Source organism: Streptomyces sp. NBC_01267 (assembly GCF_036241575.1).
Taxonomy (GTDB): domain Bacteria; phylum Actinomycetota; class Actinomycetes; order Streptomycetales; family Streptomycetaceae; genus Streptomyces.
Genome location: NZ_CP108455.1, coordinates 7,334,740 through 7,352,549, shown reverse-complemented (window position 1 = coordinate 7,352,549; position 17,810 = coordinate 7,334,740). Strand labels below are relative to the sequence as shown.

Genomic DNA, 17,810 nt, shown 5'->3' with positions numbered 1-17,810 from the left:
CTGGCACGTCGGACATGTCGCAGGGCGCAAAAGTACGGCCCCTGTGGAGGGAATGACAAGAGCGCGTGTTCACCGTAGCCTTGCAGCCGATACGGGAGAGCGCTCTCCGAACAGGGGCGCGGAGGGGGCCGTCATGACGGACGAAGAGCTGGACGCCTTGGTCGCGTCGCTGGGTCCGGCGGGCAAAGTACGTCTGCTGACCGGTGCGTCCGGGTGGCGTACGCAGGGCGAACCGGCCGTCGGGCTGCGCCCGTTGGTCACCTCGGACGGTCCCGTCGGTGTGCGCGGCGAGTCGTGGGACGAGCGGGAGACCTCGCTGGTGCTGCCCTCCCCCACCGCCCTCGCGGCGGCCTGGGACGAGCAACTGGCCCAGGAGATGGGCGGGTTGCTCGCCTTCGAGGCCCGGCGCAAGGGAGTAGACGTCCTGCTCGCACCGACACTCAACCTGCACCGCACCCCGCTCGGCGGCCGGCACTTCGAGTGCTACGCCGAGGATCCACTGCTCACCGCGCGTACCGGCGCGGCGGTGATCCGCGGGGTCCAGGAGGGCGGAGTGGCCGCCACGGCCAAGCACTTCGTGGCCAACGACGCGGAGACGGACCGGCTCACGGTGGATGTGAGGGTCGGCGAGCAGGCCCTGCGGGAGGTCTATCTCGCGCCGTTCGAGGCCGCCGTCGACGCCGGTGTGTGGGTGGTGATGTCGGCGTACAACCGCGTCAACGGCGCCACCATGTCGGCGAGTCCGCTGCTGGCCGAACCGTTGAAGGGCGCCTGGGGGTTCGACGGCGTGGTCGTCTCGGACTGGGGCGCGGTGCGCAGCACGGTGGAGACCGCGCGGGCCGCGCAGGACCTCGCCATGCCGGGGCCCGAGAGCGCCTGGGGGGACGCGCTGCTGGCAGCCGTACGGACAGGAGCGGTGGCGGAGTCCGCACTGGACGACAAGGTGCGCCGGCTGCTGCGGCTGGCCGACCGGGTGGGAGCGCTGGGCGCCCCCGCGCCCCGGTGGCGCCCGGTGGTGCCGGAGTCCCACCGGCGCGCGCTGCTACGCAAGGCCGTCGCGGCGGGCACCGTACTCGTGCGCAACACCGGGAGCGCCGGTCCGGTGCTGCCGCTGGACCCCGGGCGGCTGCGAACGGTCGCCGTGATCGGTCCCCGGGCCGCCGAGCCGCGGATCCAGGGCGGTGGGAGCGCCGAGGTGTTTCCGGCGCGCACCGTCTCCCCGCTGGCGGGGATCCGGCAGGCGCTGGGCCCTGATGTGCGGGTGCTCCACGCGCCGGGTGTGCCGCCCGAGCGGCGGCCGGTGCCGCTTTCAGGGGCGCTGGCGCACAATCCGATGTCCGGCCAACAGGGGGTACTGGTACGGCTGTTGGATGCCGAGGGCAGGGAGCTGCACGCGGAGCACCGGCTGTCGGGGCGGATCGTGGAACCGGCGGGGGTGGACGGTGCGGCCACCGTGGAGATCCGCGCCCTGTTGCGGCCCGGGGTGACGGGCGAGTGGACGCTGGCGGTCGGCGGGTTCGGGCCGATCTCCCTGGCCGTGGACGGCCTGACCGTCCTGGCGGGCGAGTTCGCCCGTGACACGGACGATCCGACCCGGGTCCATGTGTCGCCGCCGTACCGTCGTGCGACGCTCCCGCTCACCGCGGGGCAGGGGTACGAGGTCGTCGCGCGGCGCGGTCTGGCCCCGGACACCGGCGTCGCCACGGTCCTCGCCGCCGCGCCGCCGCCCGGCTGCCCGGCCGCGGCCCTCGCCGAAGCGGTCTCGGCCGCCCGCGCCGCCGATGCCGTGGTGCTGGTCGTCGGCACCACGGAGGCGACCGAGTCCGAGGGCAGCGACCGGGGCTCGCTGTCGCTGCCGGACGGGCAGGACGCGCTGGTCCGGGCCGTGTCCGGCGCCCACCCGGACACCGTGGTGCTGGTGAACTCCGGCGGTCCGGTCGCCCTGCCGTGGCGCGAGGAGGTGGCCGCGCTGCTCATCGGCTGGTTTCCCGGGCAGGAGGCGGGGCACGGGCTGGCGGACGTGCTCCTCGGGCGGGCCGAACCGGGCGGCAGGCTGCCGACCACCTGGCCGGTGCGGCAGAGCGACGTCCCGGTGCTGGACACCGTCCCGGACCGCGGCGCCCTCCGCTACGACGAGGGCCTGCACATCGGCTACCGCGCCTGGCTGCGCGGACGGTCGGCGCCCGCGTACTGGTTCGGGCACGGCCTCGGGTACACCAGCTGGCAGTACGAACGGCTCGACGTGCCCCGATCGGTGGCCGCCGACGGCTCGTTCGAGGTGCGGGTACAGGTACGCAACACGGGCGGGCGCGAGGGCCGAGAGGTCGTCCAGGTCTATCTCGCGCGTCCGGAGACCACCGTGGAGCGGCCCGCCCGCTGGCTCGCGGGCCACGCGGCGGTGCGCGCGCGGCCGGGCGAAACCGCGGAGGCGGTGGTCCGGGTGGACCGGCGGGCGCTGGAGCACTGGTCCGTGACCGGGCACGGCTGGCGCACCGAGCCGGGGGGCTTCACGGTGTACGCGGGGCGGTCGGCCGGGGATCTGCCGCTGACCGCGGAGATCCGGGTCCCCGCGCCCGCGTGGCAGGCCGCCGGGGAGCGGTCGGAAACGGTCACGCCCCGCTGACCCGCCGCTCACGACCCCGCTCGCCGGAGCTGCTCACCGGCCGACATTTTCCGGCCGGAGTGACAGACTGCGCAGAGGACGGACAGCGGGACGGTGCGGGGACGCCGCAGTGGCCGGCTGACGGCCCGGCTCGATCTCACGCGCCATGTCCGGACCCGCAACGGAGCTCTCCATGACGGCAGGCAACCCTCAGCACCCGATCGACACCAGCAAGCCGCACCCGGCCCGCGTCTACGACTATCTGCTGGGTGGCAAGGACCACTATCTCGCCGACCGGGAACTCGGCGAGAAAATGGGCGACTTCATCCGGGTCGGTGCCAAGCAGAACCGGGCCTTCATGCACCGTGCCGTCGCCTGGACCGCGCGCAAGGGCATCGACCAGTACCTGGACATCGGCACCGGGATCCCCACCGAGCCCAATCTGCACCAGATCGTGCAGCAGATCGTTCCGGCCGCCCGGGTCGTCTACGCGGACAACGACCCCATCGTGCTGCGCCACGCCGAAGCCCTGCTCGTCAGCGCCTCCGAGGGGGCCACGCACTACATCGAGGCCGATGTCCGCGATCCGCTGGCGATCCTCGACCACGCCCGTACGTTCCTGGACTTCAGCCGCCCCGTCACCCTGTCCCTCGTCGCGATCATGCACTTCATCCTCGACGAGGAGGACCCGCACGCCCTTGTGCGCACCCTCGTCGGCCAGCTCCCTCCGGGCAGTTACCTGGTGCTCGCGCAGGCCAGCCTCGACTCGCTCCCCGAGGCCGGGGAAGTGGCCCGTACGTACTCCAGCCGGATTCCCTTCCAGCCCCGGACGCGCGCCGACATCACGCGCTTCTTCGACGGTCTCGACCTCGTCGAGCCCGGTGTGGTCACGGGACCCGAGTGGTACCAAGAACCTCCCGCCCCCGAGATGACGCCGTATCCCGGGTACGTGGGCGTGGCACGCGTGCCGTGAGCCGGGCTCACACCGATCTCCGTTCGACCACGACGGGGCGCCAGTTCCCCTGGTCCAGCAGGTCCGCGGGATCGGCTGTCGCGTCCGCGGAGTCCTGGCGGCGGCGCCCGCCGCGGGCGAAGAAGTCGGCGAGCGGCAGGGTGGCGGCGCCGAGGGTCACCGCGTCGGGGCCGAGTGTGCCGAGGTCGATGCTGACGTGCTCGGCCGGATGTCTCATCGCGTACTTCTTCGCGTAGCGCCGTACGGCGGGCAGCAGAGCCGGTCCGAGCAGCAGCCCGGCCCAGCCGCCGACGAGGATGCGTTCGGGCCGGAAGAGATTGACCAGATCGGCGATGCCCGCGCCCAGGTACTCCGCGGTCTCGTCCAGGAGCCGGGCAGCCGCGGGATCGGCCGGCGGTCCGTCCGGCGCGGGCAGGGCGGCGGCCAGCAGGGCGGCGAGCGCCGTCTCCTCGTCGGCCGACGATGCCGGGGAGCCGCCGCTCTCCAGCCAGCGCTCACGGATGGCCTGGGCTCCGACGTACGCCTCCAGACAGCCGGGGGAACCGCAGCGGCAGTGCCGTCCTCCCACGCGCACGGTGGTGTGGCCCCATTCGACGGCCCGGCTGCCCGCGCCCCCGTAGTGCGCGCCGTCGACCACGACGCAGGCACTGACCCCGGAGCCGAAGAGCACGACGACGGCGTCGCTCGCGCCGCGTCCGCCCCCGAACCACATCTCGGCCTGGCCCAGGGTCTTGGCTCCGTTGTCGATGAAGAACGGTACGTGGGAGGGGAGTTCGGCCGACTCGCGGAGCAGCTTCTCCAGCGGTACGGCGTCCCAGCCGACGGTCTGGCCGTGCACGACGACCCCGTCGGCCGAGCTCCGGTCGATGATGCCCGGGACGCCGACACCGACGCCGACGAGCCGGTCCGCGGTCACGTCCGCGTCCCGCAGGACATCCGTGACAGCGGCCCGGATGTGGCCCACGATCCGGTCGACGTCGTAGCCGTGCTGGACCAACGGCCTTTCGGAGCGTGCCAGTTCACCGAGTGACAGGTCGAAGAGCTCGACCCGCACCCGGGTCTCGCCCACGTCGATGCCGATGAGATGGCCGCTGGCGGGGGCGACGCGCAGCAGCGTGCGGGGGCGTCCCCCTTCGGAGTCGACCACCCCGGCCTCTTCGAGCAGTCCGTCCGCGGCCAGTTCGGCGACGACATTACTGATGGAACCCGAACTCAGGCCGGTGGCGGCGCCGAGCTCCTGACGGCTGAGCGGGCCGTCGAAATACAAACGTTGCAATACCTCTGCGCGGTTGACCCGCCGCAGGTCACGCACGGTTCGCTTGCTCTGTGCAGCCATGTGTCTCCTTCCCGGGAGGCAACATACCCCTGCGCAAGCTCTTGACGCGACCTTCTCTCACTACTTAACTCACGATCTGAATTAAGCCTGAAGGCCGTTCGAACACTGAACGCAGCCCTCCCCGGGAAGGGGCCACTGAACATGCGCAGAATCCGAGCCGCAGCAGCAGTCGTCATCGCCGTCTCCACCCTCGCCGGAGCCACGGCGTGCGGCGGTGGGAGCGACACCAGCGGCGGAGGCAGCAATGACTCCCCCAAGACGCTCACCTACTGGGCGTCCAACCAGGGGCCGAACATCGCGGCCGACAAGAAGATCCTCACGCCCGAGCTGAAGAAGTTCGAGAAGCAGACGGGCATCAAGGTCAAGCTCGAAGTGGTCCCCTGGGCGGACCTGCTCAACCGGATCCTTGCCGCCACCTCCTCCGGCCAGGGCCCCGATGTGCTCAACATCGGCAACACCTGGTCCGCCTCGCTCCAGGCCACCGGGGCTCTGCTGCCCTGGGACAAGGCCAATTTCGACGCGATCGGCGGCCGTGACCGGTTCGTCGACGCGGCAGTGGGCTCCGCGGGTGCGGCGGGCAAGGATCCCTCGGCGGTTCCGCTGTACTCGCTCTCGTACGCGCTCTACTACAACAAGAAGATGTTCGCCGACGCGGGCATCGCCAAGCCCCCCGCCACCTGGGACGAGTTGGTCGCCGACGGGCAGAAGATCTCCAAGAACGGCACCAGCGGCAAGTGGGGCCTCGGCGCGGAGGGCGGCAACCTCTCCGAGAACATCCACCATGCGTTCGTACTCGGCAAGCAGCACGGCGCCGACTTCTTCGACGGGTCGGGCAAGCCGACCTTCACCTCGCCCGGTGCGGTGGCCGCCGTGAAGCAGTACGTCGACTTCATGGCCAAGGACAAGATCATCGCCCCCGGCAACGCCGAGTACGCCCAGAACCAGTCGCTCAGCGACTTCTCCAAGGGCAAGACCGCGATGGTCCTCTGGCAGGCGGCGGCGACCACCTTCGCCTCCCAGGGCATGAAGCCGGAGGACTGGGGAGCAGCGCCCGTCCCGGTCGAGTCCGGCACTCCTGGCCAGGGCAAGGGCACCAACTCCATGGTCGCCGGCATCAACATGGCCGTCTTCAAGAACACCAGGAACACCAAGGGCGCCCTGAATTTCGTGAAGTTCATGACCAGCGACGACGAGCAGAAGATCCTCAACAAGTCGTACGGCGCGATCCCGCCGGTGAAGGCCGCCCAGCAGGATCCCGCCTTCTCCGCCCCCGATCTGAAGGTCCTCAAGGACACGCTGTCCACCAGCGCGGCGCCGCTGCCCCAGGTCGCCTCGGAGTCGCAGTTCGAGACCACCGTCGGCACCGCCATCAAGGAGCTGTGGGCGGACGCCGCCGCAGGCCGCGCCGTCACGACGGAATCCGTCAAGGCCAAGCTCACCAAGGCCCAGCAGCAGATGACGCAGTGAGGCACTGACCGATGACTGCCACCGAGACCCCTTCCCAGGTCCCGCAGGCGGCCGGCGGCGATGTTCTGACGTCAGGGGGTGCGCGGGGACGTCTCCCGCGCATCCCCGACCGGATCCGCCGGGGCGGCCTGCCGTATCTGCTGCTTCTCCCCGCGCTCGTACTGGAACTGCTCATCCACATCGTGCCGATGATCATCGGCATCGTGATGAGCTTCCGCGGACTGACGCAGTTCTTCATCCGCAACTGGAGCGACGCCCCGTGGACCGGCCTGCACAACTTCAAGGTCGCGGTGGACTTCAACGCCCCGATCGGCGAAGCACTGCTGCACTCCTTCTACGTCACCCTCGCCTTCACCGCGCTGGCCGTCAGCATCTCCTGGCTGATCGGTACGGTCGCCGCGGTGCTGATGCAGGAGAACTTCCGTGGCCGCGGCGTGCTGCGTACCGTCTTCCTGATCCCCTACGCCCTGCCCGCCTACGCCGCGATCATCACCTGGGCCTTCATGTTCCAGCGGGACAACGGCCTGGTGAACCACGTCCTGCACGACCAGTTGGGCATCACCGACAAGCCGTCGTTCTGGCTGATCGGCGACAACAGCTTCTACGCCCTGGTCATCGTCGCCATCTGGAAGTCCTGGCCGTTCGCCTTCCTCATGGTGATGGCCGCGCTCCAGAACATCCCGCGTGAGCTCTACGAGGCCGCGTCGATCGACGGCGCGGGAATGTGGCAGCAGATCCGCAAGATCACGCTGCCGTCGCTGCGCTCCGTCAACCAGGTACTGGTCCTCGTTCTCTTCCTGTGGACCTTCAACGACTTCAACACGCCGTACGTGCTGTTCGGCAAGTCGGCGCCGGAAGCGGCGGACCTGATGTCCATCCACATCTACCAGTCCTCGTTCGTCACCTGGAACTTCGGCAGTGGTGCGGCGATGTCCGTTCTCCTGCTGCTCTTCCTGCTGCTGGTGACGGCCGTGTACCTGTTCTTCACCTCGCGCGGGAGGAAGACTTCCGATGTCTAGTACCACCGCTCATCGGTCGCCCACCGCGCCCCCGCGGTCCTTCGTCTGGACCCGGCGCATCGTGCTCACCCTGATCTCGGGATTCACGCTCGTTCCCGTCTATGTGATGCTGAGCAGCTCGCTGAAGCCGCTGTCCGACGTGTCGGGCAAGTTCTCCTGGATACCGTCCGGGTTCACCCTCCGCCCGTACATCGACATCTGGTCGACCATCCCGCTCGCCAAGTACTTCATGAACTCCCTGATCGTGGCGGGCACGGCGAGCATCTGCTCGGTGGTGGTCGCGATCTTCTCGGCGTACGCGGTGAGCCGCTACCGCTTCCGCGGCAAGCGGTTCTTCACCGTGACCGTGCTGTCCACCCAGATGTTCCCCGGCATCCTGTTCCTGCTCCCGCTGTTCCTGATCTTCGTGAACATCGGGAACTCGACGGGGATCCAGCTCTACGGTTCCCGCGGTGGTCTGATCCTCACCTATCTGACCTTCTCGCTGCCGTTCTCGATCTGGATGCTGATCGGGTACTTCGACTCCATCCCGAAGGACCTGGACGAAGCGGCGATGGTGGACGGCTGCGGTCCGCTCGGGGCGCTCTTCAGGGTCGTCGTCCCCGCCGCGATCCCCGGCATCGTGGCGGTCGCCCTCTACGCGTTCATGACCGCCTGGGGCGAGGTGCTCTTCGCCTCGGTCATGACGAACGACACCACGCGGACGCTCGCCGTGGGCCTCCAGGGCTACTCGACGCAGAACGACGTGTACTGGAACCAGATCATGGCCGCCTCACTCGTCGTCAGCATGCCGGTCGTCGCCGGGTTCCTGTTCCTCCAGCGGTATCTCGTCGCGGGTCTCACCGCGGGCGCCGTCAAGTGAGACCACGCTCCGCCGCTCCACCCCACAGCACAGCAGAGAGGCAGTCCGTGAACGCGTACAACTCCCTTCCCGCCGACTTCACCTGGGGGGTGGCCACGGCCGCTTACCAGATCGAGGGTGCCGTGGCCGAGGACGGCCGTTCGCCCTCCATCTGGGACACGTTCTCGCACCTCCCCGGGAAGATCGACAACAACGACAACGGCGATGTGGCCTGCGACCACTACCACCGGTGGCGCGAGGACATCGGGCTGATGAAGCAGCTCGGCGTGGACGCGTACCGCTTCTCCGTCGCCTGGCCACGCGTGGTACCCGGTGGTGACGGACCGGTCAACGAGAAGGGGCTCGCCTTCTACGACCGGCTGGTGGACGGTCTCCTCGAAGCAGGCATCACCCCCTTCCCGACCCTGTACCACTGGGATCTGCCGCAGAGCCTGCAGGACCGCGGCGGCTGGCCGGCCCGGGAGACCGCCGAGCACTTCGCCGAGTACGCCGCCGTGGTCGCCCAGCGGCTCGGCGACCGGGTGAAGGACTGGGCGACGCTCAACGAGCCGCTGTGCTCCTCGTGGATCGGCCACCTCGAAGGGACCATGGCGCCCGGCCTCACGGACATCACCGCCGCCGTCCGCACCTCGTACCACCTGCATCTCGGCCACGGCCTGGCGACGCAGGCGATCCGGGCCGCCGTGCCCGGTGCGCGCGTCGGCATCGTCAACAATCTCAGCCCGTGCGAGGCCGCCACCGAGCGCGAGGAGGACCGGGCGGCGGCGGTCCGCGCCGACGGCCACACCAACCGCTGGTGGCTGGACCCGATCCACGGCCGCGGCTACCCGCAGGACATGGTCGACCTGTACGGCGTCGACCTGCCCGTCAGGACCGGCGACCTCGACACGATCGCAGCCCCGCTCGACTGGCTGGGGGTGAACTACTACTTCCGCAACGTCGTCACCGACGACCCGACCGGCCCGCTGCCCAGGGCCAAGCAGGTCTATCTGCCCGGCTCCCGTCACACCGCGATGGACTGGGAGGTCGACGCCGACAGCCTGGAGAACATCCTGGTGCGGGTGGCCGACGAGTACGGCGCGCGGAAGATCTACGTCACCGAGAACGGCTCCGCCTATCCGGACGTGGTCCGCGCCGACGGCTCGGTCGACGATCCGGAGCGCGTCAGGTACCTCGACGAGCACCTGGCCGCCTGCGCCCGCGCCGCCCGCAAGGGGGCTCCGCTGGCCGGGTACTTCGCCTGGTCGCTGCTGGACAACTTCGAGTGGGCGTACGGCTACGACAAGCGGTTCGGCCTGGTGCACGTGGACTACGCGACGCAGCGCCGCACCGTCAAGAGCAGCGGTCGCCGGTACGCGGACATCGTGCGCTCGGCCCGCGGCCGTGGCCGCCGGGCGGCGTGAGCGGCCGAGGGTGAACGAGCTGTCCCCGGCCCGGGAACTCCGGGCCGGGGACAGCCGGTTGGCCAGGCGGCGCCGAGACGCTTCCGGACGACCGGGAGCACCATGCGCACCACACGGTCGTACCGGACGTGACGTCTCAGTGGGTGCGAGCCGCCGGCTCCAGGACGAAGACCGGGATCTCGCGGTCCGTCTTGCGCTGGTAGTCGGCGTAGTCGGGGAAGGCCGCGACCGCACGCTCCCACCACACGGCCTTCTCGGCACCCGTGACCTCACGGGCTGTCATGTCCTGGCGGACAGGGCCGTCCTGGAGCTCCACCCGCGGATCGGCGACGACGTTGTGGTACCAGACCGGGTGCTTGGGCGCACCACCCTGCGAGGCGACCACCGCGTAGGCGCCGTCGTGCTCCACCCGCATCAGCGGCGTCTTGCGGATCTTGCCGCTCTTCGTGCCCAGGGTGGTGAGGACCACGACCGGCATGTCGCGCATCGTGGTCCCCTCCTTGCCGCCCGAGCTCTCGTACAGCTCGACCTGGTCCCGGACCCACTGCGCCGGGCTCGGCTCGTACTCTCCGTCAAGAGGCATGGCGTTCCTGTCCCATCATCGAAGTCAGGTGGCACGGCGGTCGTGCCACCGCGGTCGCTGCACAGCGGTCGCCGGTACGGACAACACCCACGACCGCCACGACCTTCCCCCCGACGACCCGTGCCGCGCAAATGCCGACACACGTACCGGCGCGTCAGAGCGCGGCGCCGCCGTGACACGCCTCCGGCCCTCCGTCCGTACACCCGGGCCCGGACCGCCCTCCGTGCGACGATGACCACCCGGCGCCCGGCCTCCCTGGAGAGCCTCGCGGCTCCGTGGCACAGCACACCTCGCGCACGTCTTCGATGCAGGCGACAGGAGTGGGATTCCGCAATGCCCCGCACAACCGAAAACCAGGCGACCGCCCAGATCGGCGTCACGGGACTCGCGGTCATGGGCCGCAATCTCGCCCGTAACTTCGCGCGCAACGGCTTCACCGTCGCACTGCACAACCGCACCACGGCCAGGACGCACGCCCTGGTGGAGGAGTTCGGCGAGGAGGGTGTGTTCGTACCGGCCGACAGCCCGGAGGAGTTCGTCGCCGCCCTGGAGCGCCCGCGCCGCCTGGTGATCATGGTGAAGGCGGGTGAGCCCACGGATGCCGTGATCCAGGAGTTCGTGCCGCTCCTCGAAGAGGGCGATGTCGTCATCGACGGCGGGAACGCGCACTTCGAGGACACCCGGCGCCGCGAGAAGGAACTCCGCGAGCGGGGCATCCACTTCGTCGGCACCGGGATCTCCGGCGGCGAGGAGGGCGCGCTGCACGGGCCGAGCATCATGCCGGGCGGCAGCAAAGAGTCTTACGACACGCTCGGGCCGATGCTGGAAAAGATCTCTGCGAAAGCCAAGGACGGCGCCCCGTGCGTCACGCATATCGGCCCTGACGGCTCCGGGCACTTCGTGAAAATGACGCATAACGGCATCGAGTACGCCGACATGCAACTCATCGGCGAGGCGTACCAGCTGCTCCGCGACGTGGCCGGATACTCCCCGGCGCAGATCGCGGACATCTTCCGCTCCTGGAACACCGGGCGCCTGGACTCCTACCTCATCGAGATCACCGCGGAAGTGCTCTCGCATGTCGATGCGGCGACCGGTAAGCCCTTCGTGGATGTCGTACTCGACCAGGCGGAGCAGAAAGGCACTGGTCGCTGGACCGTGCAGATCGCCCTCGACCTGGGGGTTCCTGTCTCCGGCATCGCCGAGGCCGTCTTCGCCCGCTCCGTCTCCGGCCACGCCGCCCTACGAAATGCCTCACGCCACCTCGCCGGACCGGCCGCCCGCAAACTCGGCGAGGACGAGGCGGCGGCATTCGCCGACCAGGTCGAGCAGGCACTGTACGCCTCGAAGATCGTCGCCTATACCCAGGGCTTCCACGAGATCGCGGCCGGCAGCGAGCGGTACGACTGGAACATCGACCTCGGTGCGGTCGCCTCGATCTGGCGCGGCGGATGCATCATCCGGGCCGCGTTCCTCGACAGAATCACCAGCGCCTACGAAGCCCAGCCTCAGCTGCCGAGCCTCCTCTCCGACAAGAGCTTCGCCGAGGAGATCGCCGCCGCACAGAACGACTGGCGCACCGTGATCGCCACTGCCGTCACCCGCGGCGTCCCCACCCCCGCCTTCGCTGCCACCCTCGCCTACTACGACTCCCTGCGCGCCGAACGCCTCCCGGCCGCCCTCACCCAGGGCCAGCGCGACTACTTCGGCGCACACACCTACCACCGCACCGACCGTGACGGCACCTTCCATACCCTCTGGGGCGGCGACAGGACCGAAGTCAGAAGCTGACCGGCACTCGCAGCCGTCGTCGGCCCTGTTCTCGGCTTGGAGCCTGCGTCCTGGCACCGGCAGGAGCTCATCGCGGCACGGGCCGGTTCACCGGTTCGCCGGTTCGCCGCGAACAGGAGTGGGTTCCGGCTCCGGCTCCGGGGCAGTCGCCGACCCGCCCCAACACAGCGCGGCCAGGACCAGGGCGCCACGCCGGCCGAGGAACTTCACCGTGCGACCACGGCTTCGGACTCGGAGGAGGAAGGGGAGGAAGGGGAGGAGTTCCCAGCCGTCACCCCCGCTTCCGCGCCTTCCGTCGCCTTCGGCAGGCCCCTGGCCCACAGGTCGGAATCGGCCCAGGCCCCGACGATCGCGACGTCGGGGTCCTGGTGGCGCAGACCCGCGAAACGTTCACCGAGGAGCTGGAGCCTTACGGTCAGGGGAATTTGGGCCAGGACCGGAGGGAGAGCGGGGGCGCCGGGGTGGCAGGTGAGCGTGGTGACCGGGATGGCTTCCCGGGCCGCCGCCTCGCCGAGAGCGGCCGTCAGGCCGTCCACGTCGGCGGAGGGTTCGAGGACCAGAAGGCCGTCGGCTGCCGTGAGGCCGTGGCGACACGGACGATGCCCGGCGCGTGAACGCTGAAGGAAGCGCACGCGTAGTCGCCGTACACCGCCTCGCAGGTGGAACCGGCCGTACGGAGCAGTCCCCGCGAGCTCGTGGGCGCTGAAGACAGGTAGTCGGCAGTGGACGTGCAAGCCCGGAAACCGGGGGCTGCCGGTTCGGTCACCGTCCAGCTGATCCGGCTGGTGAGAGGGTCGAAGTGCTGCTCACCGCGTCAACTGGCAGCCAATTCTGCAAAGTTACGGATTCCGCTGTCAATAGCTTTTGGATGTACGGATTTCGTCGCAGTGGTGGGCGCTTGAAGGCGAATCCACCAGGGCGAGGATGTTGGGCGTACGGCGGGTCGGGGCGTCCACACACTCTGGTACCGACCGGCGCGGTTGCCGAATTCCTCCCGAACAACCATCCCCCCGGACCACCCCGGCTGCGGAGAGCAGCGGCAACGCCCGGCCGGACCTGGCAAGTCCGCTCTCCGACGGCAGATTCGCCGCGGAGATCCGTGGAGCACTGGACGACTGGCGCGCGGTGGTCGCCACCGCCGCGCGCCAGGTGTCCCGACCCGGGGCTTCTCCGCGGCTCCCGCCTCCGGGGCCGACCGCGAGGGTTCGTTCCACACGCTCTGGGGCGGCGACCGCTCCGAGGTGAGTACCGGCTGAGACGCCGTGCACCGGCTCGCCGCGTCGGCCTCTGTCCGCGCCGTCCGCGCGTGCGCGTCAGTGGCGGAAGGCGGGACCGGGCTGCGGATCGGGTACGGGTTCGGGGCCGGGCGGCTGCGGAACGGGATCGGGCAGCGGGCCCGGCACCGGGCCGGGGCCACCCGGTCCGGGCTTCGGGGTGGGCGTGGGAGTGGGAAGGGGTGGCAAGGGGTCCGGCGTGCCCGGATCCGGGATCGGGGGCACGGGGTCGGGGTTCGGGTGCGTCACGTGGACTCCTCCGGTACGGGGGTGGCTGTCCCGACCAATGTCTCCCGCAGCGCCTGCCCACGCCCGCCGGGTCACACCAGTCGGGCCGCCGCGAGAAGCCCGGGGCGCGGGCTGGAGAGGACCGGCACCGACGTGTGCGTACGCCCGGCCGCGTCGGCCATCGATGCCTGCGCCAGCACGATCACATCGGCGTCCGTGACCCCGTCGACCGCGCGGGCCACGGCGTCCAGATACCCGGTGCGGTCCCCCTCCTCGAACAGAGTCCAGGCACCTTCCGCCAGCACGGACCGGATCCGGACGTCCGGCCCCTCCTCGCGCAGCAGGGCGACCGTCGGCTCCAGGGTGCTCTCCAGGGCGGCGACCACGGTGATCCGCGGGCCGGTGGCCACTGCCGCGGCGGCCATCGGCCGGTCCACCCGCAACACGGGAACCCCGAGCGCCGCCGAGGCCGCCTCGGCGACGCCCCCGAGGGTCGAGCAGGTGCACAGGACGGCTGTCGCGCCGTCGGCAACGGCACGGGCGAGTACCCGCCGCACGTCGTCGGCGACCGCGGCGGGCCCTGCGGCACGGGCCCCGGCCAGCAGCTCCTCGTGCACCGAGTGACGCAACCGCAGACCGGGGAGGTCCCGGTCCCGCAGCGTGTCGAAGACCGGGACATGGACGGGTGAGGTGTGCAGCAGGGCGAGCATGACCGCGATGCTAGGCCTCCGCGAGGCCGCCGGGGACGGTCGCAGCGCCCGTCACCGGGGCCGACGGGCCGGCCGCCAGCGGACTGCGCTCCTGATCCGTACCCGGGACGGGCGCTGCCGCGTCGGTGCCGAGGGCGACGATCCGGTTGTCGGCATCGACATGCACGACGCTCGGCCGGAGCGCACGCGCCTCGGCGTCCTCGACCTGGGCATAGCTGATGAGGATGACCAGGTCACCGGGGTGGACGAGGTGGGCGGCGGCGCCGTTGATGCCGATGACGCCCGAGCCGCGCTCCCCCTCGATGACGTACGTCTCCAGGCGGGCGCCGTTGTCGATGTCGACGATGTGGACCAGCTCGCCCGGCAGCAGATCGGCGGCTTCCATGAGTTCGGCATCGACGGTGACCGAACCGACGTAGTGCAGGTCGGCCTGCGTCACGGTGGCACGGTGAATCTTGGACTTGAACATGGTGCGCAGCATCGAGGTACTCCCGGGACTAGGCTCCCTGCCTGCGTTTTTGCAGGTCAAGTGCCATTTTCCCATCTTACAGGATCCGTCCCGCCCGAGGGATGCCTACGCCAGAGGCCGCACAGGCGAGAACAGACGTCGGGCGGCGGGGGAACACCGCAGCAAATGACCGTCATACAAGCCGGACCCGCGGTGCGCGAATTTCACTGTTTGATCAGGACAACAAGGAATCATCTTGCACGAATCGACCCCCACACGTGCACTGGTTCGCGTACGCAGGGGGCACCCCGGGCGAAGCCGCTGGGGAGTGTGCGGACGTTCCGACAACGCGGCGGGGCGCCACAGCTTTCGTCGCGTGCCTGCCGGGAATTGCGGGACGGCCCTTGGCGGGCTTCTTGCCCGTCGGCGCGATCCGCGTCGCCCGGCAGACTTTGCGTCGCTGCACCGTGCTTCCTCCGGAGGCCGCCCCGTGATCGCGTCAGCCGATGTAGCACCTCATCGCCGCCACATACGCACAACAGAACACGTTCTGCCTTCTGTGGGTGCGTGGTGAGCGGTAGCAGGCCACAGCAGCGGGAGCAGATCACGGCGCAGCGCCTCGAAATTCTCCAGCTTCGGTGCCGGCCCGGACTACCAGCGGCGGCGCTGCGGCACCGGGTGGAGCCTGGCGGTGAGCGCCGAGAGGAAGGTCGGGAGCTTGTCGACCATGGCTTTGGGGACCGGGGTGGACTGGACGGTACCCCTCCTCACGTCCTGGACGACGAGGGCGTAGGTGCCGTTCTCCTCGACGAGTTCGGCGGCAAAGAGCAGTGTCTGCGTGGAGGTTTCCATCAGAGCTCCTGAGCTTGGGTTTCGTTGAGCCAGGCGGTCCACTCCTTGGTGGCCTGCTGCTCGTCGGCGTGCCCGGCGAACAGGTGGTGGCCGAGCCAGATCGGCACGTTCCAGGTGCTGCCGTTGAAGAACCGGTACAGGGCGTCCGGGCCTCGCAGACCGACGAAGTCGGTGCTGAGCCAGTCGACGACCACCTCCACGGGGTCACGGTCCGGGCCGGGGGCGAGGAGCGTGAACCGGTCGCCGACGGCCGCGTCGTCGGCGAGACCGAGGCGTCGGCGCAGGGCGGCGAAGTCGGCCGGATCGGCGGTGGATTCGGGGTGCTGGGACCTGACGTACGTGGCGGGGCGGCCGGCGAAGTGCCGGAGGTACTCGGCGAGGGCGTGCTGGTGGAAGTCGACGTACTTCTCGGCCACGTCCGTCTTGGCGTCCCAGTTCCAGGCGCCGTCGACGATGCCTGTGTGCACCCAGTGGATTCCCATCCGCAGGTGGCTCGTGACGCCGTCGGCCGACTCGATGCGGTAGCTGAGCGTGTTGGAGAACCCGCCCTCCTGAGTCGCCCGGACGGCGAAGTGGTGCGGCGGCTCCCACGCCACGACGGTGGCGTCTCCCCGGGTGACCTTTCCGCCGACACGCGGCTCGATCTCCATCGGATAGAGCCAGCCGAGGTTGCCGGGGCCGGTGGCGACCGCGTCCCAGACCTGGGCGGGTGGGACGGGCAGGTCCTGCTCCCGGCAGACCTCGAACTCTCGGGCCATGGTCGGTTCTCCTTCGTCGTCGTTCAGGTATCAGTAGGCAAGCGGGAGGGCGGTCAGCCGCCGCTGCAGCGGGTTGTCCCGCCAGTCCAGCGCCGCCCCGTCGGCCAGCCGCAGCTCGGGGAGCCTGCGCACCAGCGTGCCGACGGCCACCTCCGCCTGGAGCTTGGCCAGCGGGCCTCCGAGGCAGAAGTGCGGACCGTGACCGAAGCTCAGGTGCCGGTTGCCGGGGCGGGACAGGACGAGCCGGTCAGGGTCCTCGAAGCGCTCGGGATCGCGGTTGGTCGCGCCGAGGAACAGGTACACCAGCTCGCCCTCCCGCAGCGTCCGTCCGCCGATCTCCAGGTCCTCCGCGACGACCCGGACAATCGCCTGGGTCACCGTGTCGTAGCGGGCCAGTTCCTCGACGGCGCCGCGGATCAGGCCCGGATCCGTGCGCAGCCGGGCCAGTTGGTCCGGGTGGCGCAGCAGGGCCAGCACGCCGTTGCCGATCAGGTGGGTGGTGGTCTCGTCGCCGGCGGTGATCAGGACGAAGCAGGTGGACAGCAGTTCGGAGTCGGTGAGCCGGTCGTCCTGTGTCTGGGTGGCGACCAGGGCGCTGATCAGGTCGTCGCCCGGTTCGCGCCTGCGCTGCCGGATGAGCCCGGACAGGTACTCCTCGTACTGGTCGATCGCCGCCTCGGACTTGTCGATGTCCTCGCTGAGCCGGCCGAAGCGGCGGAACCAGCTCTTGACCTGCGGGCGGTCCTCTTCCGGAATGCCGAAGAGTTCGCAGACCACGGACATCGGCAGCGGGGAGGCGACCGCCTCGATCAGGTCCATGGCCGGCCCGGCCGCGACCGCCTCGTCGATGAGGCGGTCGACGATCCGCTGGACGCCGTCGCGCAGGGCCTCGACCCGCCGGGCGGTGAAGGCCCTGTTGGCCAGTTTGCGCAGCCGGGCGTGGTCCGGTGGGTCGGTGTTGGTCATCACCCGGCCGAGTCGGTCGGTGAGCCGGCTGAGGGCTTTGAGGTCGCCGCCGAGCGCGCTGTAGGCGCGGGTCATCCTGTCCCGGTCGTTGGACAGCCGCAGGTCGCTCAGCGCCGCCTCGACGTCGGCGTACCGGGTGAGGTACCAGATGCCCTGGGGACTGCGGTGGACCGGGTCCTCGCGCCGCATGCGGGCGTAGAACGGGTACGGGTCCCGCCGGGCCCCGGGGGTGAGCAGGGCTGCGGCGAGGTCGTCGGGCCGGGCGGGGCCCGCGGTTTCGCGGGCCCCGCCCAGTGTGTCGGTGGAGGTCACGTCGGCCGTGCTACCGCTGGGCGTTCATGGCGTCGGCGAGGCTCTTGGGCCGCATGTCGGTCCAGGACTGCTCGACGTGTTCCAGGCAGGCGGCGTGGGAGTCGGGGCCGTGGACGACGGTCCAGCCGGCCGGGACGTCCGCGAACTGCGGCCAGAGCGAGTGCTGGTTCTCGTCGTTGACGAGGACGAGGAAGGTGCCGTCCTGGTCGTCGAAGGGGTTGGTCAT

At 70.2% G+C, this 17,810-nt stretch carries 16 protein-coding genes and 1 pseudogene; 8 read left to right on the top strand and 9 right to left on the bottom strand.

Annotated features, from left to right (window positions below):
- The first annotated feature begins 133 nt into the window (after positions 1 to 133).
- Complete coding sequence (locus OG709_RS32765; protein ID WP_329168729.1) at positions 134 to 2,623, top strand: glycoside hydrolase family 3 C-terminal domain-containing protein; 2,490 nt, start codon at positions 134 to 136, stop codon at positions 2,621 to 2,623.
- A gap of 172 nt (positions 2,624 to 2,795) precedes the next feature.
- Positions 2,796 to 3,575 carry an SAM-dependent methyltransferase gene (locus tag OG709_RS32760; protein ID WP_326693568.1) on the top strand — a complete coding sequence of 260 codons (780 nt, stop codon included), beginning with the start codon at positions 2,796 to 2,798 and terminating at the stop codon, positions 3,573 to 3,575.
- A 7-nt stretch (positions 3,576 to 3,582) separates the two neighbouring features.
- Here OG709_RS32760 and OG709_RS32755 read toward each other — a convergent pair whose 3' ends face one another.
- Entirely contained in the window at positions 3,583 to 4,911 is a 1,329-nt protein-coding gene (locus tag OG709_RS32755) for an ROK family transcriptional regulator (RefSeq protein ID WP_250301740.1), read from the bottom strand.
- Between the two features lie 141 nt (positions 4,912 to 5,052).
- Here OG709_RS32755 and OG709_RS32750 point away from each other — a divergent pair, with 141 nt between their 5' ends.
- From OG709_RS32750 to OG709_RS32735, 4 genes are read left to right on the top strand one after another with little or no spacing between them, the layout of a single operon-like run.
- A complete protein-coding gene (locus tag OG709_RS32750) occupies positions 5,053 to 6,378 on the top strand; it encodes an ABC transporter substrate-binding protein (protein ID WP_266645659.1) in 1,326 nt (441 codons plus the stop codon).
- Positions 6,379 to 6,389: 11 nt separating this feature from the next.
- Entirely contained in the window at positions 6,390 to 7,397 is a 1,008-nt protein-coding gene (locus OG709_RS32745) for a carbohydrate ABC transporter permease (protein WP_266645661.1), read from the top strand.
- Positions 7,390 to 8,259 (top strand): carbohydrate ABC transporter permease, encoded by an 870-nt coding sequence (locus tag OG709_RS32740; protein ID WP_329168728.1) that lies wholly within the window; start codon positions 7,390 to 7,392, stop codon positions 8,257 to 8,259. The genes OG709_RS32745 and OG709_RS32740 overlap by 8 nt, the downstream gene beginning before the upstream one ends.
- A gap of 47 nt (positions 8,260 to 8,306) precedes the next feature.
- Complete coding sequence (locus OG709_RS32735) at positions 8,307 to 9,662, top strand: GH1 family beta-glucosidase (RefSeq protein ID WP_250301744.1); 1,356 nt, start codon at positions 8,307 to 8,309, stop codon at positions 9,660 to 9,662.
- A 136-nt stretch (positions 9,663 to 9,798) separates the two neighbouring features.
- Here OG709_RS32735 and OG709_RS32730 read toward each other — a convergent pair whose 3' ends face one another.
- Positions 9,799 to 10,245, bottom strand: coding sequence for a nitroreductase family deazaflavin-dependent oxidoreductase (locus OG709_RS32730; protein ID WP_250301745.1), 447 nt, complete (start codon positions 10,243 to 10,245; stop codon positions 9,799 to 9,801).
- Between the two features lie 333 nt (positions 10,246 to 10,578).
- Here OG709_RS32730 and gndA point away from each other — a divergent pair, with 333 nt between their 5' ends.
- Positions 10,579 to 12,036 (top strand): NADP-dependent phosphogluconate dehydrogenase, encoded by a 1,458-nt coding sequence (gndA, locus tag OG709_RS32725; protein WP_250301746.1) that lies wholly within the window; start codon positions 10,579 to 10,581, stop codon positions 12,034 to 12,036.
- Between the two features lie 206 nt (positions 12,037 to 12,242).
- On the opposite strand, the gene OG709_RS32720 is transcribed toward gndA, so the two are convergent.
- A complete protein-coding gene (locus OG709_RS32720) occupies positions 12,243 to 12,572 on the bottom strand; it encodes a hypothetical protein (RefSeq protein ID WP_326693572.1) in 330 nt (109 codons plus the stop codon).
- A gap of 505 nt (positions 12,573 to 13,077) precedes the next feature.
- On the opposite strand from OG709_RS32720, the pseudogene OG709_RS32715 reads away from it, so the two are divergent.
- Positions 13,078 to 13,292 (top strand): annotated as a pseudogene (locus OG709_RS32715) (NADP-dependent phosphogluconate dehydrogenase); the annotation flags it as partial.
- A gap of 338 nt (positions 13,293 to 13,630) precedes the next feature.
- Here OG709_RS32715 and OG709_RS32710 read toward each other — a convergent pair.
- From OG709_RS32710 to OG709_RS32685, 6 genes are all read right to left on the bottom strand, one after another.
- Entirely contained in the window at positions 13,631 to 14,248 is a 618-nt protein-coding gene (locus tag OG709_RS32710; RefSeq protein ID WP_266645665.1) for an aspartate/glutamate racemase family protein, read from the bottom strand.
- Positions 14,249 to 14,258: 10 nt separating this feature from the next.
- Positions 14,259 to 14,729, bottom strand: coding sequence for an aspartate 1-decarboxylase (panD, locus tag OG709_RS32705; RefSeq protein WP_250301749.1), 471 nt, complete (start codon positions 14,727 to 14,729; stop codon positions 14,259 to 14,261).
- A gap of 618 nt (positions 14,730 to 15,347) precedes the next feature.
- Positions 15,348 to 15,548 (bottom strand): hypothetical protein, encoded by a 201-nt coding sequence (locus tag OG709_RS32700; RefSeq protein ID WP_250301750.1) that lies wholly within the window; start codon positions 15,546 to 15,548, stop codon positions 15,348 to 15,350.
- On the bottom strand, positions 15,548 to 16,306 hold the full coding sequence (locus OG709_RS32695) for an SRPBCC domain-containing protein (RefSeq protein WP_250301751.1): 759 nt from the start codon (positions 16,304 to 16,306) through the stop codon (positions 15,548 to 15,550). The genes OG709_RS32700 and OG709_RS32695 overlap by 1 nt, the downstream gene beginning before the upstream one ends.
- A gap of 30 nt (positions 16,307 to 16,336) precedes the next feature.
- Positions 16,337 to 17,584 carry a cytochrome P450 gene (locus OG709_RS32690; RefSeq protein ID WP_250301752.1) on the bottom strand — a complete coding sequence of 416 codons (1,248 nt, stop codon included), beginning with the start codon at positions 17,582 to 17,584 and terminating at the stop codon, positions 16,337 to 16,339.
- Positions 17,585 to 17,594: 10 nt separating this feature from the next.
- Positions 17,595 to 17,810: an MbtH family protein gene (locus OG709_RS32685; protein WP_123467710.1), complete on the bottom strand. Its 216-nt coding sequence runs from the start codon at positions 17,808 to 17,810 to the stop codon at positions 17,595 to 17,597.